Below are 17,406 nucleotides of genomic sequence, written 5' to 3' on the forward strand. Positions count from 1 at the left end.
GGCTGCAGAAATACCGCAATGAAGCCCCGGCGCGCGTGATGAGCAAGGTCACTGACGAGGAAGGGCACACCACCTCTGAGGTTATCCGCGTGGGTAAGGGCGGTGATTATGCCAGCCTTGACGCACTGGTGATGGATGCGACCAACAACCTGATTGAGCCGTGGTATCAGGAAGACCCTGACCTTGTGGTGATTGTGGGACGTCAGCTACTGGCGGACAAGTATTTTCCCATCGTCAACAAGGAGCAGGACAACAGCGAAATGCTGGCCGCTGACGTCATCATCAGCCAGAAACGCATCGGTAACCTGCCGGCGGTACGCGTCCCGTACTTCCCGGCGGATGCGATGCTCATCACAAAGCTGGAAAACCTGTCCATCTACTACATGGATGACAGCCATCGCCGCGTGATTGAGGAAAACCCGAAACTCGACCGCGTGGAGAACTACGAGTCAATGAACATTGATTACGTGGTGGAAGACTACGCCGCCGGTTGTCTGGTGGAAAAAATTAAGGTCGGTGATTTCTCCACACTGGCTAAAGCGACCGCAGAGCCGGGAGCGTAACCGATGACGAGTCCCGCACAGCGCCACATGATGCGGGTCTCGGCAGCGATGACCGCGCAGCGGGAAGCCGCCCCGCTGCGACATGCAACTGTCTATGAGCAGATGCTGGTTAAGCTCGCCGCAGACCAGCGCACACTGAAAGCGATTTATTCAAAAGAGCTGAAGGCCGCAAAAAAACGCGAACTGCTGCCGTTCTGGTTGCCGTGGGTGAACGGCGTGCTGGAGCAGGGCAAAGGTGCACAGGATGACATTCTGATGACGGTCATGCTGTGGCGTCTGGATACCGGCGATATTGCCGGTGCGCTGGAGATTGCCCGTTATGCCCTGAAGTACGGTCTGACCATGCCGGGTAAACACCGCCGCACCCCGCCGTACATGTTCACCGAGGAGGTGGCGCTTGCGGCCATGCGCGCTCACGCTGCGGGTGAGTCTGTGGATACCCGCCTGCTGACGGACACCCTTGAACTGACCGCCACGGCTGACATGCCTGATGAAGTGCGCGCAAAGCTGCACAAAATCACCGGTCTGTTTCTGCGTGACGGTGGTGATGCCGCCGGTGCGCTGGCTCACCTGCAACGTGCGACACAGCTCGACTGTCAGGCAGGCGTCAAAAAAGAGATTGAACGACTGGAGCGGGAGCTGAAACCGAAGCCGGAGCCGCAGCCCAAAGCGGCCACCCGCGCCCCGCGTAAGATCCGGAGCGTGACACCGGCAAAACGTGGACGCCCGAAAAAGAAAGCCAGTTAACAACCGAATGCGCCCCGCGCCAGGGCGGCACGCCGGTCAGTGAGGGTGAATCACCTGACACTGCACCGGCGTCCACCGCCCGACTTTTCAGAGGTAGTCATGATGACGCTGATTATTCCGCGAAAGGAGGCTCCCGTGTCCGGTGAGGGTACGGTGGTCATCCCGCAACCGGCAGGCGACGAGCCGGTGATTAAAAACACGTTCTTTTTTCCCGATATCGACCCGAAGCGCGTCCGGGAACGTATGCGCCTTGAGCAGACCGTCGCCCCCGCCCGTCTGCGTGAGGCCATCAAGTCAGGCATGGCGGAGACGAATGCGGAGCTGTACGAGTACCGCGAACAGAAAATTGCCGCCGGTTTTACGCGTCTGGCGGACGTCCCGGCGGACGACATCGACGGTGAAAGCATCAAAGTTTTTTACTACGAGCGCGCCGTGTGTGCGATGGCGACCGCGTCGCTTTATGAACGTTATCGCGGTGTGGATGCCAGTGCGAAAGGCGACAAGAAGGCCGACAGCATTGACAGCACCATTGATGAGCTGTGGCGGGATATGCGCTGGGCAGTGGCGCGCATCCAGGGCAAGCCGCGCTGCATCGTGAGTCAAATCTGATGAAGACCTTTGCGCTACAGGGCGACACGCTCGACGCCATTTGTGTCCGGTATTACGGGCGCACTGAGGGCGTGGTTGAGACCGTGCTCGCCGCAAATCCGGGACTGGCTGAACTGGGTGCGGTGCTGCCACACGGCACCGCCGTCGAACTGCCCGACGTTCAGACCGCGCCCGTGGCTGAAACTGTCAATCTTTGGGAGTAACGCATGACAGCAGAAGAAAAAAGCGTCCTGTCGCTTTTCATGATTGGGGTGCTGATTGTTGTCGGCAAGGTGCTTGCCGGTGGTGAACCCATCACCCCGCGTCTGTTTATCGGGCGCATGTTGCTCGGTGGTTTTGTCTCGATGGTTGCCGGTGTTGTTCTGGTGCAGTTCCCTGACCTGTCACTGCCTGCGGTGTGCGGCATCGGCTCCATGCTGGGTATCGCCGGTTATCAGGTGATTGAGATTGCCATTCAGCGCCGCTTTAAGGGCAGGGGGAAACCGTAATGCCGGTAATTAACACGCATCAGAATATCGCCGCCTTTCTCGACATGCTGGCCGTGTCCGAAGGGACGGCGAATCATCCGCTGACGAAAAACCGGGGCTATGACGTGATAGTCACCGGACTGGACGGGAAGCCGGAAATCTTCACCGACTACAGTGATCACCCGTTCGCGCATGGCCGACCGGCGAAGGTGTTTAACCGTCGCGGTGAAAAATCCACGGCCTCCGGTCGCTATCAGCAGCTTTACCTGTTCTGGCCGCATTACCGCAAACAGCTTGCCCTGCCGGATTTCAGTCCGTTGTCACAGGACAGACTCGCCATTCAGTTGATCCGCGAACGCGGTGCACTGGATGACATCCGGGCGGGACGCATTGAGCGCGCCATTTCACGCTGTCGCAATATCTGGGCGTCCCTGCCGGGTGCCGGTTACGGTCAGCGTGAGCATTCACTGGAAAAACTGGTCACCGTCTGGCGTACCGCTGGCGGCGTACCGGCTTAAACGGAGTAAACACCATGAAGAAATTATCCCTTTCACTGATGCTGAACGTGTCGCTGGCGCTGATGCTGGCACTGTCCCTGATTTACCCGCAGAGCGTGGCTGTCAATTTTGTCGCCACCTGGGCGATTCTGGCGACGGTTATCTGTGTGGTTGCCGGTGGTGTCGGCGTGTATGCCACTGAGTATGTGCTGGAACGCTACGGGCGGGAGCTGCCGCCGGAATCGCTGGCCGTGAAGATTGTCACGGCGCTGTTTTTGCAGCCGGTGCCGTGGCGCAGGCGGTCAGTGGCTCTGGTAGTGATGGTGGCGACGTTTATCTCGCTGGTCGCTGCCGGGTGGATTTTTACTGCGCTGATTTACCTCGTGGCGTCGCTGTTCTTCCGGCTGATACGTACGGCCTGCCGTCAGCGTTTTGAGGGGCGGGAGCCATGTCAAAACTGATGATTGTGCTGGTTGTGTTGTTATCACTGGCGGTGGCGGGGCTGTTTCTGGCGAAGCATGAAAATGCCAGCCTGCGCGCCTCGCTGGACAGGGCAAACAATGTCGCCAGCGGGCAGCAGATGACCATCACCATGCTGAAAAAACAGTTTCATGTTGCGCTCACCAGGGCAGATAAAAACGAGCTGGCGCAGGTTGCACTGCGTCAGGAACTGGAAAACGCCGCGAAGCGTGAAGCACAGCGCGAGAAAACCATCACGAGGTTACTGAATGAAAACGAAGATTTTCGCCGCTGGTACGGCGCTGACCTGCCTGATGCTGTGCGCCGGTTGCACCAGCGCCCGGCCTGCACTGACGCCAGTGATTGCCCACAACGCCTGCCCGAAAGTGAGCCTTTGCCCGATGCCGGGCAGTGACCCGGAGACGAACGGTGATTTAAGTGCCGATATCCGGCAGCTTGAGAACGCGCTGGCACGCTGTGCCAGCCAGGTAAAAATGATTAAACACTGTCAGGACGAAAACGATGCTCAAACCCGACAGCCTGCGCAGGGCGCTGACTGATGCCGTCACGGTGCTGAAAACCAGTCCCGAGATGCTGCGGATATTCGTTGATAACGGGAGTATTGCCTCCACGCTGGCGACGTCGTTGTCATTCGAAAAGCGTTACACGCTCAATGTGATTGTGACCGACTTTACCGGTGATTTTGACCTGCTCATCGTGCCGGTGCTGGCGTGGCTGCGGGAAAATCAGCCCGACATCATGACCACCGACGCAGGCCAGAAAAAGGGCTTCACGTTTTATGCAGACATCAACAATGACAGCAGCTTTGATATCAGCATCAGCCTGATGCTGACCGAGCGCACGCTGGTCAGTGAGGTGGACGGCGCACTGCATGTGAAGAATATCCCGGAACCCACGCCGCCGGAGCCGGTCACCCGCCCGATGGAGCTTTATATCAATGGCGAACTGGTGAGCAAGTGGGATGAATGAGTTTAAGCGTTTTGAAGACCGGCTGACCGGACTGATTGAGTCGCTGTCACCGTCAGGGCGTCGGCGACTGAGCGCCGAACTGGCGAAACGTCTGCGGCAGAGTCAGCAGCGTCGGGTGATGGCACAGAAAGCCCCGGACGGCACACCCTACGCGCCACGCCAGCAGCAGAGCGCCAGAAAAAAGACCGGTCGTGTTAAGCGAAAAATGTTTGCGAAACTTATCACCAGTCGTTTTTTGCATATCTGCGCCAGCCCGGAACAGGCATCAATGGAATTTTACGGCGGGAAGTCGCCGAAAATCGCCAGTGTGCATCAGTTCGGTCTGTCGGAAGAAACCCGGAAAGACGGTAAGAAAATTGATTATCCGGCGCGTCCTCTGCTCGGCTTTACCGGTGAGGATGTGCAGATGATTGAAGAGATTATTCTGGCGCACCTCGACCGTTAGTTGTGCCATCCCCGACACCTCATCGTCACATTGCCGCCGGTATGACCCGGCGGCATCCTTCCCGTTATGAACACTCTCGCAAATATTCAGGAACTCGCGCGCGCACTGCGCAACATGATTCGCACCGGCCTTGTCGTCGAAACCGACCTTAACGCCGGTCGCTGCCGTGTGCAGACCGGCGGCATGTGCACCGACTGGCTTCAGTGGCTGACCTGTCGTGCCGGGCGTTCGCGCACATGGTGGGCACCTTCCGTGGGGGAGCAGGTGCTGATTCTGGCCGTGGGCGGTGAACTTGACACGGCGTTTGTTCTGCCGGGGATTTATTCCGGCGATAACCCCGCGCCGTCTGCGTCGGCGGATGCCCTGCATATCCGTTTCCCTGACGGGGCGGTGATTGAGTATGAACCCGAAACCAGTGCACTCACGGTAAGCGGAATTAAAACGGCCAGCGTGACGGCTTCTGATTCTGTTACTGCCACGGTGCCGGTGGTCACGGTGAAAGCATCAACCCGCGTCACCCTGGACACACCGGAGGTGGTCTGCACCAACAGGCTGATTACCGGCACGCTGGAAGTGCAGAAGGGCGGGACGATGCGCGGCAACATTGAACACACCGGCGGTGAACTCTCATCAAACGGTAAGGTACTGCATACCCATAAACACCCCGGCGACAGCGGCGGCACAACCGGGAGTCCTCTATGACAGCGCGTTATCTCGGAATGAATCGCAGTGATGGCCTGACTGTCACTGACCTTGAGCATATCAGCCAGAGTATCGGCGATATCCTGCGTACACCGGTCGGCTCACGGGTGATGCGTCGTGATTACGGCTCGTTGCTGGCGTCAATGATTGACCAGCCGCAGACCCCGGCGCTTGAGTTGCAGATTAAGGTCGCCTGTTACATGGCGGTGCTGAAATGGGAACCCCGCGTCACCCTGTCATCCGTCACCACGGCGCGCAGTTTTGACGGGCGAATGACAGTTACGTTAACCGGCCAGCACAACGACACCGGCCAGCCACTTTCGTTAACCATCCCTGTGAGTTGAAACCATGCCGATTATCGACCTGAACCAGCTACCCGCACCGGATGTGGTCGAGGAGCTGGACTTTGAAACCATTCTCGCTGAACGCAAGGCGACACTGATTTCCCTTTACCCGGAAGACCAGCAGGAGGCGGTCGCCCGTACCCTGACGCTGGAATCCGAGCCTCTCGTCAAACTTCTGGAGGAAAATGCTTATCGTGAGCTTATCTGGCGTCAGCGTGTGAATGAGGCCGCACGGGCGGTGATGCTGGCCTGTGCCGCCGGTAATGACCTTGATGTGATTGGTGCCAATTACAACACCACGCGCCTGATTATCACCCCGGCAGATGATTCGACTATCCCGCCGACACCGGCAGTGATGGAGTCTGACACCGATTATCGTCTGCGTATTCAGCAGGCGTTTGAGGGCTTAAGCGTCGCCGGGTCGGTGGGAGCCTATCAGTATCATGGTCGCAGTGCTGACGGGCGTGTCGCGGATATCTCTGTCACCAGTCCGTCTCCGGCCTGCGTCACTATCTCCGTGCTGTCACGTGAAAATAACGGCGTCGCATCCGAAGACCTGCTGGCCGTGGTGCGTAACGCCCTTAATGGCGAGGACGTCAGGCCGGTGGCCGACCGCGTGACCGTGCAGTCTGCCGCCATTGTTGAATATCAGATAAACGCCACGCTTTACCTTTACCCAGGTCCTGAAAGCGAACCCATCCGCGCTGCTGCCGTGAAAAAACTGGAAGCGTACATCACGGCACAGCACCGGCTTGGGCGCGACATCCGTCTGTCTGCCATTTATGCCGCTTTGCATGTGGAAGGCGTGCAGCGTGTCGAACTGACTGCACCTCTGGCTGACATTGTGCTCAACAGTACGCAGGCGTCTTTCTGCACCGAATACAGCGTCGTGACCGGAGGCTCGGATGAGTGATTCGCGCCTGCTGCCGACCGGCTCATCACCGCTTGAAGTCGCCGCCGCAAAAGCCTGTGCGGAAATTGAAAAAACGCCGGTCAGTATTCGTGAGCTGTGGAACCCGGACACCTGCCCGGCAAATCTGCTGCCGTGGCTGGCGTGGTCATTTTCGGTTGACCGCTGGGATGATACGTGGCCGGAAGCAACAAAACGCGCTGTTATCCGCGATGCGTATTTCATTCACTGCCATAAGGGCACTATAGGCACAATCCGGCGTGTGGTGGAGCCGCTCGGCTATCTGATTGAGGTAAGGGAGTGGTGGCAGCTCAACGAGGAGCCGGGGACGTTCCGTATCGTTGTTGGCGTGCTTGAGCAGGGTATTACCGAAGAAATGTATCAGGAGCTGGAGCGTCTCGTTGCTGATGCAAAACCGGCAAGCCGCCATCTGACGGGACTGGCTATCAGTTTAAGTACAACCGGCAACATTTTTGCCGGTGCGGGATGCTATCACGGTGACGCCCTGACGGTTTATCCCTACACCCCGGAGGCCATTATTGTCGGAGGGGATTATTTCCCGGCCTCGGCCATTCATTTAATTGATAACCTGAGAGTAAACGCATGACAGTGAAATACTACGCCATTCTGACTAATCAGGGCGCGGCACGGCTGGCTAACGCGACGATGCTCGGCAGTAAGCTGAATCTGACGCAAATGGCCGTTGGTGATGCGAATGGTGTCTTGCCGACACCAGACCCGGCACAGACAAAACTGATTAACCAGAAACGCATCGCGCCGCTGAATCTTCTGAGTGTTGACCCGAACAACCAGAGCCAGATTATTGCGGAGCAAATCATCCCTGAGAACGAGGGCGGATTCTGGATCCGTGAGATTGGGCTTTATGATGATGAAGGCGTACTCATTGCGGTGGCGAACTGCCCGGAAACGTACAAACCGCAGTTGCAGGAAGGCAGTGGTCGTACCCAGACTATCCGCATGATTCTGGTTGTCACGAATACCGAAGCTATTACGCTGAAAATCGACCCGTCGGTGGTACTGGCGACCCGTAAATACGTGGATGATGAAGTCCTGGAATTAAAGCTGTATGTGGATGACCAGATGAGAAACCACATTGCCGCACAGGATCCTCATACCCAGTATGCGCAGAAACATAATCCGACATTTACCGGAGAACCAAAAGCGCCGACGCCTGCTGCAGGAAATAACACCACGCGGATTGCGACCACTGCGTTTGTTCAGGCGGCTATTACCGCTCTGATTAACGGTGCGCCTGCCACGCTGGATACACTGAAAGAAATTGCCGCAGCCATTAACAATGACCCGAAATTCAGCACCACCATTAACAATGCGCTGTCAGGTAAGCAGCCACTGGATGAGACGCTGACTCATTTGAGTGGGAAGGATGTTGCCGGTCTTCTTGCATACCTTGGTTTGGGAGAAGGTTCAGCATTACCCGTTGGTGTGCCTGTTCCGTGGCCTTCCGCTACTCCGCCAACAGGCTGGCTGAAATGCAACGGTGCGGCTTTTTCTCCTGAAGAATACCCGGAACTGGCAAAGGCTTACCCGACAAATAAATTGCCTGATTTACGTGGTGAGTTTATTCGTGGCTGGGATGACGGGCGTGGAGTGGATAGCGGTCGTACTTTATTAACGAATCAAGAGCATGCAGTAATTTCTCATAATCATGGAATACCTACAAAAGTGGGGTCAGTTACTAATATCCCGTATGGAATAGAACAGGTTATATCTGATGAAACCATTTTTTCATCAGCAAAAACAGTTGGTGTGGATTACTGGTCTAACAGTGAAAGAGTTTTTACTTATACCACTGGTGGAAGAAATGGTGCTGAATCAGTGAGTTCACCTGATGCCTCCTCTTTAATTAAAGAAACCAGACCACGGAACCTGGCATTTGCGTATATCGTGAGGGCTGCATAATGGATTACGCCGTATTAAATAACGAATTTATCGCCACCCAGGCAGGAAATATTACTGTTTATAACTATGATGGTGAAACACGGGAATATATTTTCACATCAACTGAATATCTTGCTGTGGGTGTCGGCATTCCGGCATGCTCCTGTTTAGATGCTCCTGACTCATATAAAGCTGGTTATGCAATCTGCCGTTCTGCAGATTTTAACTCATGGGTATATGTGCCAGACCACCGTGGTGAAACGGTATATAGCACTGAAACAGGAGAATCAAAAGAAATCACAGCTCCGGGTGATTACCCTGAAAATACAACCACTATCGCCCCGTTAACGCCATTCGATAAATGGGATGGTGAGAAATGGGTGACCGATACTGAGGCACAGCATTGCGTCGCAGTAGACGCGGCAGAAGCACAGCGTCAGTCACTGATTGATACTGCAATGGCTTCCATCAGTCTGATTCAACTGAAATTGCAGGCCGGGCGGAAGCTGACGCAGGCAGAAACCACCCGACTTAACGCTGTGCTGGATTACATTGACGCGGTGACGGCAACAGATACCAGCACCGCGCCGGATGTCATCTGGCCTGAACTGCCGGAGGCGTAGGCCATTCAATATCTGGCGCACCGGAAGTATCGACCAGTTCCAGTGCGTCCAGGTAATCCAGCCACAAATTATATTGCGCCAGTTCGTCACCTTTCAGACGACCAATAGCCGCTTTACCAGGCCATTGTTTACTGTTCATATAATCGTTGGCCTGATTAATCAATTGCTGCTTCTCCAATTCGGCTGCAGCAATTTGTTCCTCATGTGTTGGTGGTGGAATTTCGGACCATGCAGGAAAACCATTTTCTCCAGCGATACGGATTTTTCCTTTCGGCGGTAATCCGGAAAACTCAATATACACTTGCTCATCAACTTCAACAGCATCATCTGGCCATGAGTCAGCTTGAGTGTAATCCTCTTTCATCTCCAGCGGATAGAAAGAGTTTGTAGTCGCGGAATATATGTAATTCATTTTTCACTCCATATAGCTAAATTAACAGCCTAACGCTAAAAATGAAGCGCCGAGGCCAGGAGTACTGGCTCTGGATATAAATTTAACCGGGTCGGGACTAAAACCTGCACAGGCAATATAACCAACAGCCCCGCTATCTGGTGTGTAGTCTTGTGAGACCAAAACACGCAGACATCTGTTTGGAAATGCAATCGGGAAATGGGTTACTACATCCTGTGCAATGCCTGGTGCGCCGATTGAGCCCCACTGAAGAATAAAACCTGATGGTAATTTTTGATATCCAGTACCTGAAACAGAAAGCGTGAAGCTACCCATATCAGGTATCTGATTTGCCCCTGTCCCTACATTCCTTTTAGCTGCTTCTCCCAAACCAACGTTTATGAAAATGCAGAGATAACGGGCAACTGGCATCATCTCCGGTTTTTATTCAGGGGGATGCTCATGCTTATTGGCTATGTACGCGTGTCAACAAATGACCAGAACACGGAATTGCAGCGTAACGCGCTGGAGTGCGCAGGATGTGAGCTGATTTTTGAGGACAAAATCAGCGGCACGAAGTCCGACAGGCCGGGACTGAAAAAACTGCTCAGGACATTATCGGAGGGGGATACACTGGTAGTCTGGAAGCTGGACCGGCTGGGGCGTAGTATGCGGCATCTGGTCATTCTGGTTGAGGAGCTGCGCGAACGCGGCGTTAATTTTCGCAGCCTGACGGATGCTATTGATACCAGCACGCCGATGGGGCGTTTTTTCTTTCATGTGATGGGTGCCCTGGCTGAAATGGAGCGAGAACTCATTGTCGAGCGGACACGCGCCGGACTGGAAGCGGCCAGAGCTAAAGGTCGTATTGGTGGCAGACGTCCGAAACTCACCGCGAGTGAGTGGGAGCAGGCCGGGCGGTTGCTGGCTGCAGGGGAATCACGTCAACGCGTGGCACTGATTTTTGATATTGGCCTGTCCACGCTCTATAAAAAATTCCCCGCCTCCGTGACAAAAAATAAATTGTGTCATCCCTTAGCCAACCGGGACAAATAGCCTGACATCTCCGGCACAACTGAAAATATCACTCACCCATTAACCACGGAGTTAAACGGATGAGTGACTATCATCACGGCGTGCAGGTGCTGGAGATTAACGACGGCACCCGCGTCATTTCCACCGTATCCACTGCCATTGTCGGCATGGTCTGCACGGCCAGCGATGCGGATGCGGAAACCTTCCCCCTCAATAAACCGGTGCTGATTACCAATGTGCAGAGCGCAATTGCAAAGGCCGGTAAAAAAGGCACGCTGGCGGCATCGTTGCAGGCCATCGCCGACCAGTCAAAACCGGTCACCGTTGTCGTGCGTGTGGAAGACGGCACCGGCGACGACGAGGAAACGAAACTCGCGCAGACCGTTTCCAATATCATCGGCACCACTGACGAAAACGGTCAGTACACCGGACTGAAAGCCCTGCTGGCGGCGGAGTCGGTAACCGGTGTTAAACCGCGTATTCTTGGTGTGCCGGGGCTGGATACCAAAGAGGTGGCTGTTGCACTGGCATCCGTCTGTCAGAAGCTGCGCGCTTTCGGATATATCAGCGCATGGGGCTGTAAAACCATTTCCGAGGTGAAAGCCTACCGCCAGAATTTCAGCCAGCGTGAGCTGATGGTCATCTGGCCGGATTTCCTCGCATGGGATACGGTCACCAGTACCACCGCCACCGCGTATGCCACCGCCCGTGCGCTGGGTCTGCGTGCCAAAATCGACCAGGAGCAGGGCTGGCATAAAACGCTGTCCAACGTCGGGGTAAACGGTGTTACCGGCATCAGCGCATCTGTATTCTGGGATTTGCAGGAGTCCGGCACCGATGCTGACCTGCTTAACGAGTCAGGCGTCACAACGCTGATTCGCCGCGACGGTTTCCGCTTCTGGGGTAACCGTACCTGCTCCGATGACCCGCTGTTCCTCTTTGAAAACTACACCCGCACCGCGCAGGTGCTGGCCGACACGATGGCTGAGGCGCACATGTGGGCGGTGGACAAGCCCATCACCGCAACGCTGATTCGCGACATTGTTGACGGCATCAATGCCAAATTCCGTGAGCTGAAAACAAACGGCTATATCGTGGATGCGACCTGCTGGTTCAGCGAAGAATCCAACGATGCGGAAACCCTCAAGGCCGGAAAACTGTATATCGACTACGACTATACACCGGTGCCTCCTCTTGAAAACCTGACCCTGCGCCAGCGTATTACCGATAAATACCTGGCAAATCTGGTCACCTCGGTTAACAGCAATTAAGGAGCCTGACCGATGGCAATGCCGCGCAAACTCAAGTTAATGAACGTCTTTCTGAACGGCTACAGCTATCAGGGCGTTGCAAAGTCCGTCACGCTGCCAAAACTGACCCGTAAGCTCGAAAACTATCGCGGTGCGGGGATGAACGGCAGCGCACCAGTAGACCTCGGCCTTGATGACGATGCGCTGTCAATGGAGTGGTCGCTCGGGGGCTTCCCGGATTCGGTTATCTGGGAGCTTTACGCCGCAACCGGTGTGGATGCCGTGCCGATTCGTTTTGCAGGCTCTTACCAGCGCGACGATACCGGTGAAACGGTGGCCGTCGAAGTGGTCATGCGTGGACGTCAGAAAGAAATCGACACCGGTGAGGGTAAACAGGGTGAAGACACCGAGTCGAAAATCTCCGTAGTCTGCACCTATTTCCGGCTGACGATGGACGGTAAGGAGCTGGTCGAAATCGACACCATCAACATGATTGAGAAGGTGAACGGCGTCGACCGGCTGGAGCAACACCGCCGCAATATCGGCCTGTAATTTTCATCCGGTCAGCCAGGCTGACCGGTTAACCCTGATTCAGAAGTGAGAAAACCATGAACAAAGAAAATGTGATTACCCTGGACAATCCGGTCAAGCGAGGTGAGCAGGTCATCGAACAGGTCACGCTGATGAAACCCAGTGCCGGGACGCTGCGCGGTGTCAGTCTGGCAGCGGTCGCGAACTCCGAAGTCGATGCACTGATTAAGGTGCTGCCGCGCATGACGGCACCGATGCTGACCGAGCAGGAAGTCGCCGCGCTGGAACTGCCTGACCTTGTGGCGCTGGCCGGTAAGGTGGTCGGTTTTTTGTCGCCGAACTCGGTGCAGTGACGTTTCCGAAAAATCTGTCGGTCGATGACCTGATGGCGGATGTGGCAGTGATATTTCACTGGCCGCCATCAGAACTGTATCCCATGAGCCTGACCGAACTCATCACATGGCGCGAAAAGGCGCTCCGGCGAAGCGGAAACACGAATGAGTAACAATGTAAAATTACAGGTATTGCTCAGGGCTGTTGACCAGGCATCCCGCCCGTTTAAATCCATCCGCACAGCGAGCAGGTCGCTGTCGGGGGATATCCGGGAAACACAAAAATCACTGCGCGAGCTGAACGGTCAGGCATCCCGTATTGAGGGATTTCGCAAGACCAGTGCACAGCTCGCCGTGACTGGTCATGCACTTGAAAAGGCTCGGCAGGAAGCCGAAGCACTTGCCACACAGTTTAAAAACACTGAACGTCCGACCCGTGCTCAGGCGAAAGTGCTGGAATCCGCAAAGCGTGCGGCGGAGGACTTACAGGCGAAATATAACCGCCTGACGGATTCCGTTAAGCGCCAGCAGCGGGAACTGGCCGCTGTGGGAATTAATACCCGCAATCTTGCACATGATGAGCAGGGACTGAAAAACCGTATCAGTGAAACCACCGCACAGCTTAACCGGCAGCGTGACGCGCTGGCGCGTGTCAGTGCGCAACAGGCAAAACTTAATGCAGTAAAACAGCGTTATCAGGCCGGAAAGGAACTGGCCGGAAATATGGCCTCGGTGGGCGCTGCCGGTGTGGGGATTGCGGCGGCGGGAACGATGGCCGGAGTTAAGTTGCTGATGCCCGGTTATGAGTTTGCGCAGAAAAACTCAGAATTGCAGGCCGTGCTCGGAGTGGCAAAAGACTCCGCCGAAATGACCGCACTACGCAAACAGGCGCGCCAGCTCGGCGACAATACCGCCGCCTCGGCGGATGATGCGGCCGGTGCACAGATAATCATCGCGAAAGCGGGTGGGGATGTTGATGCCATTCAGGCGGCAACGCCGGTCACGCTGAATATGGCGCTGGCGAACCGCCGCACGATGGAAGAAAACGCCGCCCTGCTGATGGGGATGAAATCCGCCTTTCAGCTTTCAAACGATAAGGTCGCTCATATCGGGGATGTTCTCTCCATGACGATGAACAAAACCGCCGCCGATTTTGACGGCATGAGTGATGCGCTGACCTATGCCGCACCTGTGGCAAAAAATGCCGGTGTCAGCATTGAAGAAACCGCCGCAATGGTCGGGGCGCTGCATGATGCAAAAATCACAGGCTCAATGGCGGGGACGGGAAGTCGTGCCGTGTTAAGCCGCCTGCAGGCACCGACGGGAAAAGCATGGGATGCACTCAAAGAGCTTGGAGTGAAAACCTCAGACAGCAAAGGAAACACCCGGCCAATATTTACCATTCTGAAAGAAATGCAGGCCAGTTTTGAGAAAAACCGGCTCGGTACTGCCCAGCAGGCTGAATACATGAAAACTATTTTCGGGGAGGAGGCCAGCTCAGCCGCCGCCGTGCTGATGACTGCCGCCTCAACCGGAAAGCTGGACAAACTGACCGCTGCGTTTAAAGCCTCAGACGGGAAGACCGCCGAGCTGGTAAATATCATGCAGAATAACCTCGGCGGTGACTTTAAGGAGTTTCAGTCCGCTTATGAGGCGGTGGGGACAGACCTGTTTGACCAGCAGGAAGGCGCACTGCGTAAGCTCACTCAGACGGCCACAAAGTATGTGTTAAAACTCGACGGCTGGATCCAGAAAAACAAATCACTGGCGTCAACCATCGGCCTCATTGTCGGTGGCGCGCTGGCGCTTATTGGCATCATCGGTGCCATTGGTCTTGTAGCCTGGCCGGTTATCACCGGCATCAATGCCATTATCGCGGCAGCAGGCGCAATGGGGGCAATCTTCACGACGGTTGGCAGTGCTGTTATGACGGCCATCGGGGCGATTAGCTGGCCGGTTGTGGCCGTGGTGGCCGCCATTGTCGCCGGGGCGTTGCTTATCCGTAAATACTGGGAGCCTGTCAGCGCATTCTTTGGCGGTGTGGTGGAAGGGCTGAAAGCGGCATTTGCGCCGGTGGGGGAACTGTTCACGCCACTTAAGCCGGTGTTTGACTGGCTGGGCGAAAAGTTACAGGCCGCGTGGCAGTGGTTTAAAAACCTGATTGCCCCGGTTAAAGCCACACAGGACACTCTGAACCGTTGCCGTGACACGGGCGTCATGTTCGGGCAGGCACTGGCTGACGCGTTGATGCTGCCGCTTAATGCGTTCAACAAACTGCGCAGTGGTATTGACTGGGTACTGGAAAAACTCGGTGTTATCAACAAAGAGTCAGACACACTTGACCAGACCGCCGCAAGGACTCATGCCGCCACGTATGGCACTGGTGGTTATATTCCGGCGACCAGCTCTTATGCAGGCTATCAGGCTTATCAGCCGGTTACGGCACCGGCTGGCCGCTCTTATGTGGACCAGAGTAAAAACGAATATCACATCAACCTGACGGGCGGTACTGCGCCGGAAACACAGCTTGACCGCCAGTTACAGGATGCGCTCGAAAAATACGAGCGGGATAAACGTGCGCGCGCCCGTGCCAGCATGATGCATGACGGTTAAGGAGGTGACGAAAAATGATGCTCGCGTTAGGTATGTTTGTTTTTATGCGCCAGACGCTGCCACACCAGACCATGCAGCGTGAATCAGATTATCGCTGGCCGTCAAATTCCCGTATCGGTAAACGGGATGCCTACCAGTTTCTCGGCGTTGGTGAGGAAAACATCACGCTTGCCGGTGTGCTTTATCCCGAACTGACCGGCGGAAAGCTGACGATGACCACGCTCAGGCTGATGGCAGAGGAAGGCCGGGCGTGGCCGTTGCTGGATGGCACCGGCATGATTTACGGCATGTATGTCATCAGCAAGGTGAGTGAAACAGGGAGTATTTTCTTTGCAGATGGCACACCCCGGAAAATTGATTTTACGCTGTCGCTCACCCGCGTTGATGAATCACTGGCCGCGCTTTATGGCGATATCGGTAAACAGGCGGAGTCGCTCATCGGTAAGGCTGGCAGTATGGCGACTAAATTCACGGGTATGACGGGGGCGGGATAATGCTGGATGCACTGACATTTGATGCAGGCAGTACGCTGACGCCGGATTACATGCTGATGCTCGACAGCAGGGATATTACCGGCAATATCAGCGACCGTCTGATGAGCATGACCCTGACGGATAACCGGGGCTTTGAGGCTGACCAGCTTGATATTGAACTGAACGATGCCGACGGGCAGGTCGGACTACCGATTCGTGGCGCTGTCCTGACGGTGTATATCGGCTGGAAAGGTTTTGCCCTGGTATGCAAAGGGAAATTTACCGTTGATGAGGTTGAACACCGGGGCGCACCGGATGTGGTCACCATCCGCGCCCGGAGTGCAGATTTTCGCGGGACGCTCAATTCCCGCCGTGAAGGCTCATGGCATGACACCACGCTCGGTGCGATTGTTGAGGCGATAGCCTCCCGTAACAGGCTGGAAGCCAGTGTCGCTCCGTCACTGGCCGGAATTAAAATCCCGCACATCGACCAGTCGCAGGAGTCTGATGCGAAATTTCTGACCCGTCTTGCAGAACGCAACGGCGGTGAGGTGTCGGTAAAAATGGGAAAACTGCTGTTTCTCAAAGCGGGGCAGGGGGTGACGGCCAGCGGTAAAAAAATCCCGCAGGTCACCATCACCCGCAGCGACGGCGATCGTCATCATTTTGCGATTGCTGACCGTGGAGCCTATACCGGCGTAACGGCAAAGTGGCTTCACACCAAAGACCCGAAGCCGCAAAAGCAGAAGGTAAAACTGAAACGCAAAAAGAAAGAAAAACACCTGCGCGCACTGGAGCACCCGAAAGCGAAACCAGTCACGCAGAAGAAAGCGCCAAAAGTACCGGAAGCGCGCGAAGGTGAATACATGGCCGGTGAGGCTGACAACGTTTTTGCCCTGACCACGGTATATGCCACGAAAGCGCAGGCCATGCGCGCCGCTCAGGCGAAGTGGGATAAGCTGCAACGGGGTGTTGCGGAGTTCTCCATCAGCCTTGCCACTGGTCGTGCTGATATTTACACGGAAACACCGGTCAGAGTGTCAGGCTTTAAGCGCGTCATAGACGAGCAGGACTGGACAATCACTAAGGTGACACATTTTCTGAATAATAGCGGCTTCACGACGTCCTTAGAGCTTGAGGTCAGGCTTTCTGATGTGGAGTACGAAACCGAAGATGATGAGTAATGTTTTTATTTTATCTGTTTGTTTTATAAGGATAAATTAACTAAAATGGCACCATCAACAAAACCGGAAGAGGTGCTCGCGATGTTTCATTGTCCTTTATGCCAGCATGCCGCACATGCGCGTACAAGTCGCTATATCACTGACACGACAAAAGAGCGTTATCACCAGTGTCAGAACGTGAATTGCAGCGCCACGTTCATCACTTATGAGTCGGTACAGCGATACATCGTGAAGCCGGGAGAAGTCCACGCCGTAAGGCCGCACCCGTTGCCGTCAGGGCAGCAAATTATGTGGATGTAATTACAAACAGGAAGCCCCTCA

General features: G+C 55.3%; 28 protein-coding genes. 26 read left to right on the plus strand and 2 right to left on the minus strand.

Features of this window, described 5'->3' with window-relative positions; all coding sequences use genetic code 11:
- The 17 genes from ACJHYO_RS19365 to ACJHYO_RS19445 form a co-directional block, all read left to right on the plus strand.
- On the plus strand, window positions 1-563 hold a 563-nt coding region (locus ACJHYO_RS19365; RefSeq protein ID WP_410232548.1), incomplete at its 5' end, for a P2 family phage major capsid protein.
- A gap of 3 nt (window positions 564-566) precedes the next feature.
- The gene (locus tag ACJHYO_RS19370) at window positions 567-1,310 is read left to right on the plus strand and encodes a terminase endonuclease subunit (RefSeq protein ID WP_039022206.1); all 744 of its coding nucleotides are present in this window, start codon (window positions 567-569) and stop codon (window positions 1,308-1,310) included.
- 99 nt (window positions 1,311-1,409) lie between these two features.
- A complete protein-coding gene (locus tag ACJHYO_RS19375; protein ID WP_000988636.1) occupies window positions 1,410-1,919 on the plus strand; it encodes a head completion/stabilization protein in 510 nt (169 codons plus the stop codon).
- Window positions 1,919-2,122, plus strand: coding sequence for a tail protein X (locus tag ACJHYO_RS19380; protein ID WP_000846409.1), 204 nt, complete (start codon window positions 1,919-1,921; stop codon window positions 2,120-2,122). The genes ACJHYO_RS19375 and ACJHYO_RS19380 overlap by 1 nt, the downstream gene beginning before the upstream one ends.
- Before the next feature lie 3 nt (window positions 2,123-2,125).
- A complete protein-coding gene (locus ACJHYO_RS19385; protein WP_000123123.1) occupies window positions 2,126-2,407 on the plus strand; it encodes a phage holin family protein in 282 nt (93 codons plus the stop codon).
- The gene (locus ACJHYO_RS19390) at window positions 2,407-2,904 is read left to right on the plus strand and encodes a glycoside hydrolase family 104 protein (protein WP_001144101.1); all 498 of its coding nucleotides are present in this window, start codon (window positions 2,407-2,409) and stop codon (window positions 2,902-2,904) included. The genes ACJHYO_RS19385 and ACJHYO_RS19390 overlap by 1 nt, the downstream gene beginning before the upstream one ends.
- 14 nt (window positions 2,905-2,918) lie before the next feature.
- Window positions 2,919-3,344: a DNZ54_00345 family protein gene (locus tag ACJHYO_RS19395; RefSeq protein ID WP_095079730.1), complete on the plus strand. Its 426-nt coding sequence runs from the start codon at window positions 2,919-2,921 to the stop codon at window positions 3,342-3,344.
- Window positions 3,332-3,757, plus strand: coding sequence for an Rz-like lysis system protein LysB (gene lysB, locus ACJHYO_RS19400; protein WP_000040641.1), 426 nt, complete (start codon window positions 3,332-3,334; stop codon window positions 3,755-3,757). The genes ACJHYO_RS19395 and lysB overlap by 13 nt, the downstream gene beginning before the upstream one ends.
- A complete protein-coding gene (gene lysC / locus ACJHYO_RS19405; RefSeq protein WP_259281305.1) occupies window positions 3,657-3,902 on the plus strand; it encodes an Rz1-like lysis system protein LysC in 246 nt (81 codons plus the stop codon). Before lysB ends, lysC begins: the two co-directional genes overlap by 101 nt.
- A complete protein-coding gene (locus ACJHYO_RS19410) occupies window positions 3,865-4,332 on the plus strand; it encodes a phage tail protein (RefSeq protein WP_000917180.1) in 468 nt (155 codons plus the stop codon). The genes lysC and ACJHYO_RS19410 overlap by 38 nt, the downstream gene beginning before the upstream one ends.
- Complete coding sequence (locus tag ACJHYO_RS19415) at window positions 4,325-4,777, plus strand: phage virion morphogenesis protein (protein ID WP_328078023.1); 453 nt, start codon at window positions 4,325-4,327, stop codon at window positions 4,775-4,777. The genes ACJHYO_RS19410 and ACJHYO_RS19415 overlap by 8 nt, the downstream gene beginning before the upstream one ends.
- Before the next feature lie 66 nt (window positions 4,778-4,843).
- Entirely contained in the window at window positions 4,844-5,479 is a 636-nt protein-coding gene (locus ACJHYO_RS19420) for a phage baseplate assembly protein V (RefSeq protein ID WP_001093731.1), read from the plus strand.
- Window positions 5,476-5,823 carry a GPW/gp25 family protein gene (locus tag ACJHYO_RS19425; RefSeq protein WP_000127163.1) on the plus strand — a complete coding sequence of 116 codons (348 nt, stop codon included), beginning with the start codon at window positions 5,476-5,478 and terminating at the stop codon, window positions 5,821-5,823. The genes ACJHYO_RS19420 and ACJHYO_RS19425 overlap by 4 nt, the downstream gene beginning before the upstream one ends.
- A gap of 4 nt (window positions 5,824-5,827) precedes the next feature.
- Complete coding sequence (locus tag ACJHYO_RS19430) at window positions 5,828-6,736, plus strand: baseplate assembly protein (protein ID WP_001121479.1); 909 nt, start codon at window positions 5,828-5,830, stop codon at window positions 6,734-6,736.
- A complete protein-coding gene (locus ACJHYO_RS19435; RefSeq protein WP_410232549.1) occupies window positions 6,729-7,340 on the plus strand; it encodes a phage tail protein I in 612 nt (203 codons plus the stop codon). Before ACJHYO_RS19430 ends, ACJHYO_RS19435 begins: the two co-directional genes overlap by 8 nt.
- Window positions 7,337-8,674: a phage tail protein gene (locus ACJHYO_RS19440; protein ID WP_410232550.1), complete on the plus strand. Its 1,338-nt coding sequence runs from the start codon at window positions 7,337-7,339 to the stop codon at window positions 8,672-8,674. Before ACJHYO_RS19435 ends, ACJHYO_RS19440 begins: the two co-directional genes overlap by 4 nt.
- Complete coding sequence (locus tag ACJHYO_RS19445; RefSeq protein WP_410232551.1) at window positions 8,674-9,276, plus strand: tail fiber assembly protein; 603 nt, start codon at window positions 8,674-8,676, stop codon at window positions 9,274-9,276. The genes ACJHYO_RS19440 and ACJHYO_RS19445 overlap by 1 nt, the downstream gene beginning before the upstream one ends.
- Here the strand turns inward: ACJHYO_RS19445 and ACJHYO_RS19450 are convergent.
- Together ACJHYO_RS19450 and ACJHYO_RS19455 are read right to left on the minus strand one after the other, a co-directional pair.
- Window positions 9,248-9,688 carry a tail fiber assembly protein gene (locus ACJHYO_RS19450; RefSeq protein ID WP_001106828.1) on the minus strand — a complete coding sequence of 147 codons (441 nt, stop codon included), beginning with the start codon at window positions 9,686-9,688 and terminating at the stop codon, window positions 9,248-9,250. The two genes, ACJHYO_RS19445 and ACJHYO_RS19450, sit on opposite strands and share 29 nt — an antisense overlap.
- Before the next feature lie 21 nt (window positions 9,689-9,709).
- Window positions 9,710-10,102, minus strand: coding sequence for a gp53-like domain-containing protein (locus ACJHYO_RS19455; protein ID WP_227662212.1), 393 nt, complete (start codon window positions 10,100-10,102; stop codon window positions 9,710-9,712).
- 27 nt (window positions 10,103-10,129) lie between these two features.
- Here ACJHYO_RS19455 and ACJHYO_RS19460 point away from each other — a divergent pair, with 27 nt between their 5' ends.
- From ACJHYO_RS19460 to ogrK, 9 genes are all read left to right on the plus strand, one after another.
- Window positions 10,130-10,723, plus strand: a complete 594-nt coding sequence (locus ACJHYO_RS19460; RefSeq protein WP_000905099.1) for a recombinase family protein — start codon at window positions 10,130-10,132, stop codon at window positions 10,721-10,723.
- A gap of 59 nt (window positions 10,724-10,782) precedes the next feature.
- On the plus strand, window positions 10,783-11,973 hold the full coding sequence (locus ACJHYO_RS19465; protein ID WP_001286716.1) for a phage tail sheath protein: 1,191 nt from the start codon (window positions 10,783-10,785) through the stop codon (window positions 11,971-11,973).
- A 12-nt stretch (window positions 11,974-11,985) separates the two neighbouring features.
- Complete coding sequence (locus tag ACJHYO_RS19470) at window positions 11,986-12,504, plus strand: phage major tail tube protein (protein ID WP_001251408.1); 519 nt, start codon at window positions 11,986-11,988, stop codon at window positions 12,502-12,504.
- 56 nt (window positions 12,505-12,560) lie between these two features.
- Window positions 12,561-12,836, plus strand: coding sequence for a phage tail assembly protein (locus ACJHYO_RS19475; RefSeq protein WP_001031307.1), 276 nt, complete (start codon window positions 12,561-12,563; stop codon window positions 12,834-12,836).
- On the plus strand, window positions 12,833-12,988 hold the full coding sequence (locus ACJHYO_RS19480; protein WP_000143830.1) for a GpE family phage tail protein: 156 nt from the start codon (window positions 12,833-12,835) through the stop codon (window positions 12,986-12,988). The genes ACJHYO_RS19475 and ACJHYO_RS19480 overlap by 4 nt, the downstream gene beginning before the upstream one ends.
- Entirely contained in the window at window positions 12,981-15,428 is a 2,448-nt protein-coding gene (locus ACJHYO_RS19485) for a phage tail tape measure protein (protein WP_328078072.1), read from the plus strand. Before ACJHYO_RS19480 ends, ACJHYO_RS19485 begins: the two co-directional genes overlap by 8 nt.
- Before the next feature lie 14 nt (window positions 15,429-15,442).
- A complete protein-coding gene (locus ACJHYO_RS19490) occupies window positions 15,443-15,922 on the plus strand; it encodes a phage tail protein (RefSeq protein WP_000978905.1) in 480 nt (159 codons plus the stop codon).
- A complete protein-coding gene (locus tag ACJHYO_RS19495) occupies window positions 15,922-17,085 on the plus strand; it encodes a phage late control D family protein (RefSeq protein ID WP_000882941.1) in 1,164 nt (387 codons plus the stop codon). The genes ACJHYO_RS19490 and ACJHYO_RS19495 overlap by 1 nt, the downstream gene beginning before the upstream one ends.
- Window positions 17,086-17,166: 81 nt before the next feature.
- Entirely contained in the window at window positions 17,167-17,385 is a 219-nt protein-coding gene (gene ogrK, locus ACJHYO_RS19500) for a prophage transcriptional regulator OgrK (RefSeq protein ID WP_000468308.1), read from the plus strand.
- Window positions 17,386-17,406 lie beyond the last annotated feature (21 nt).

Source organism: Escherichia sp. WS1118 (genome assembly GCF_046487695.1).
GTDB lineage: Bacteria > Pseudomonadota > Gammaproteobacteria > Enterobacterales > Enterobacteriaceae > Escherichia > Escherichia coli.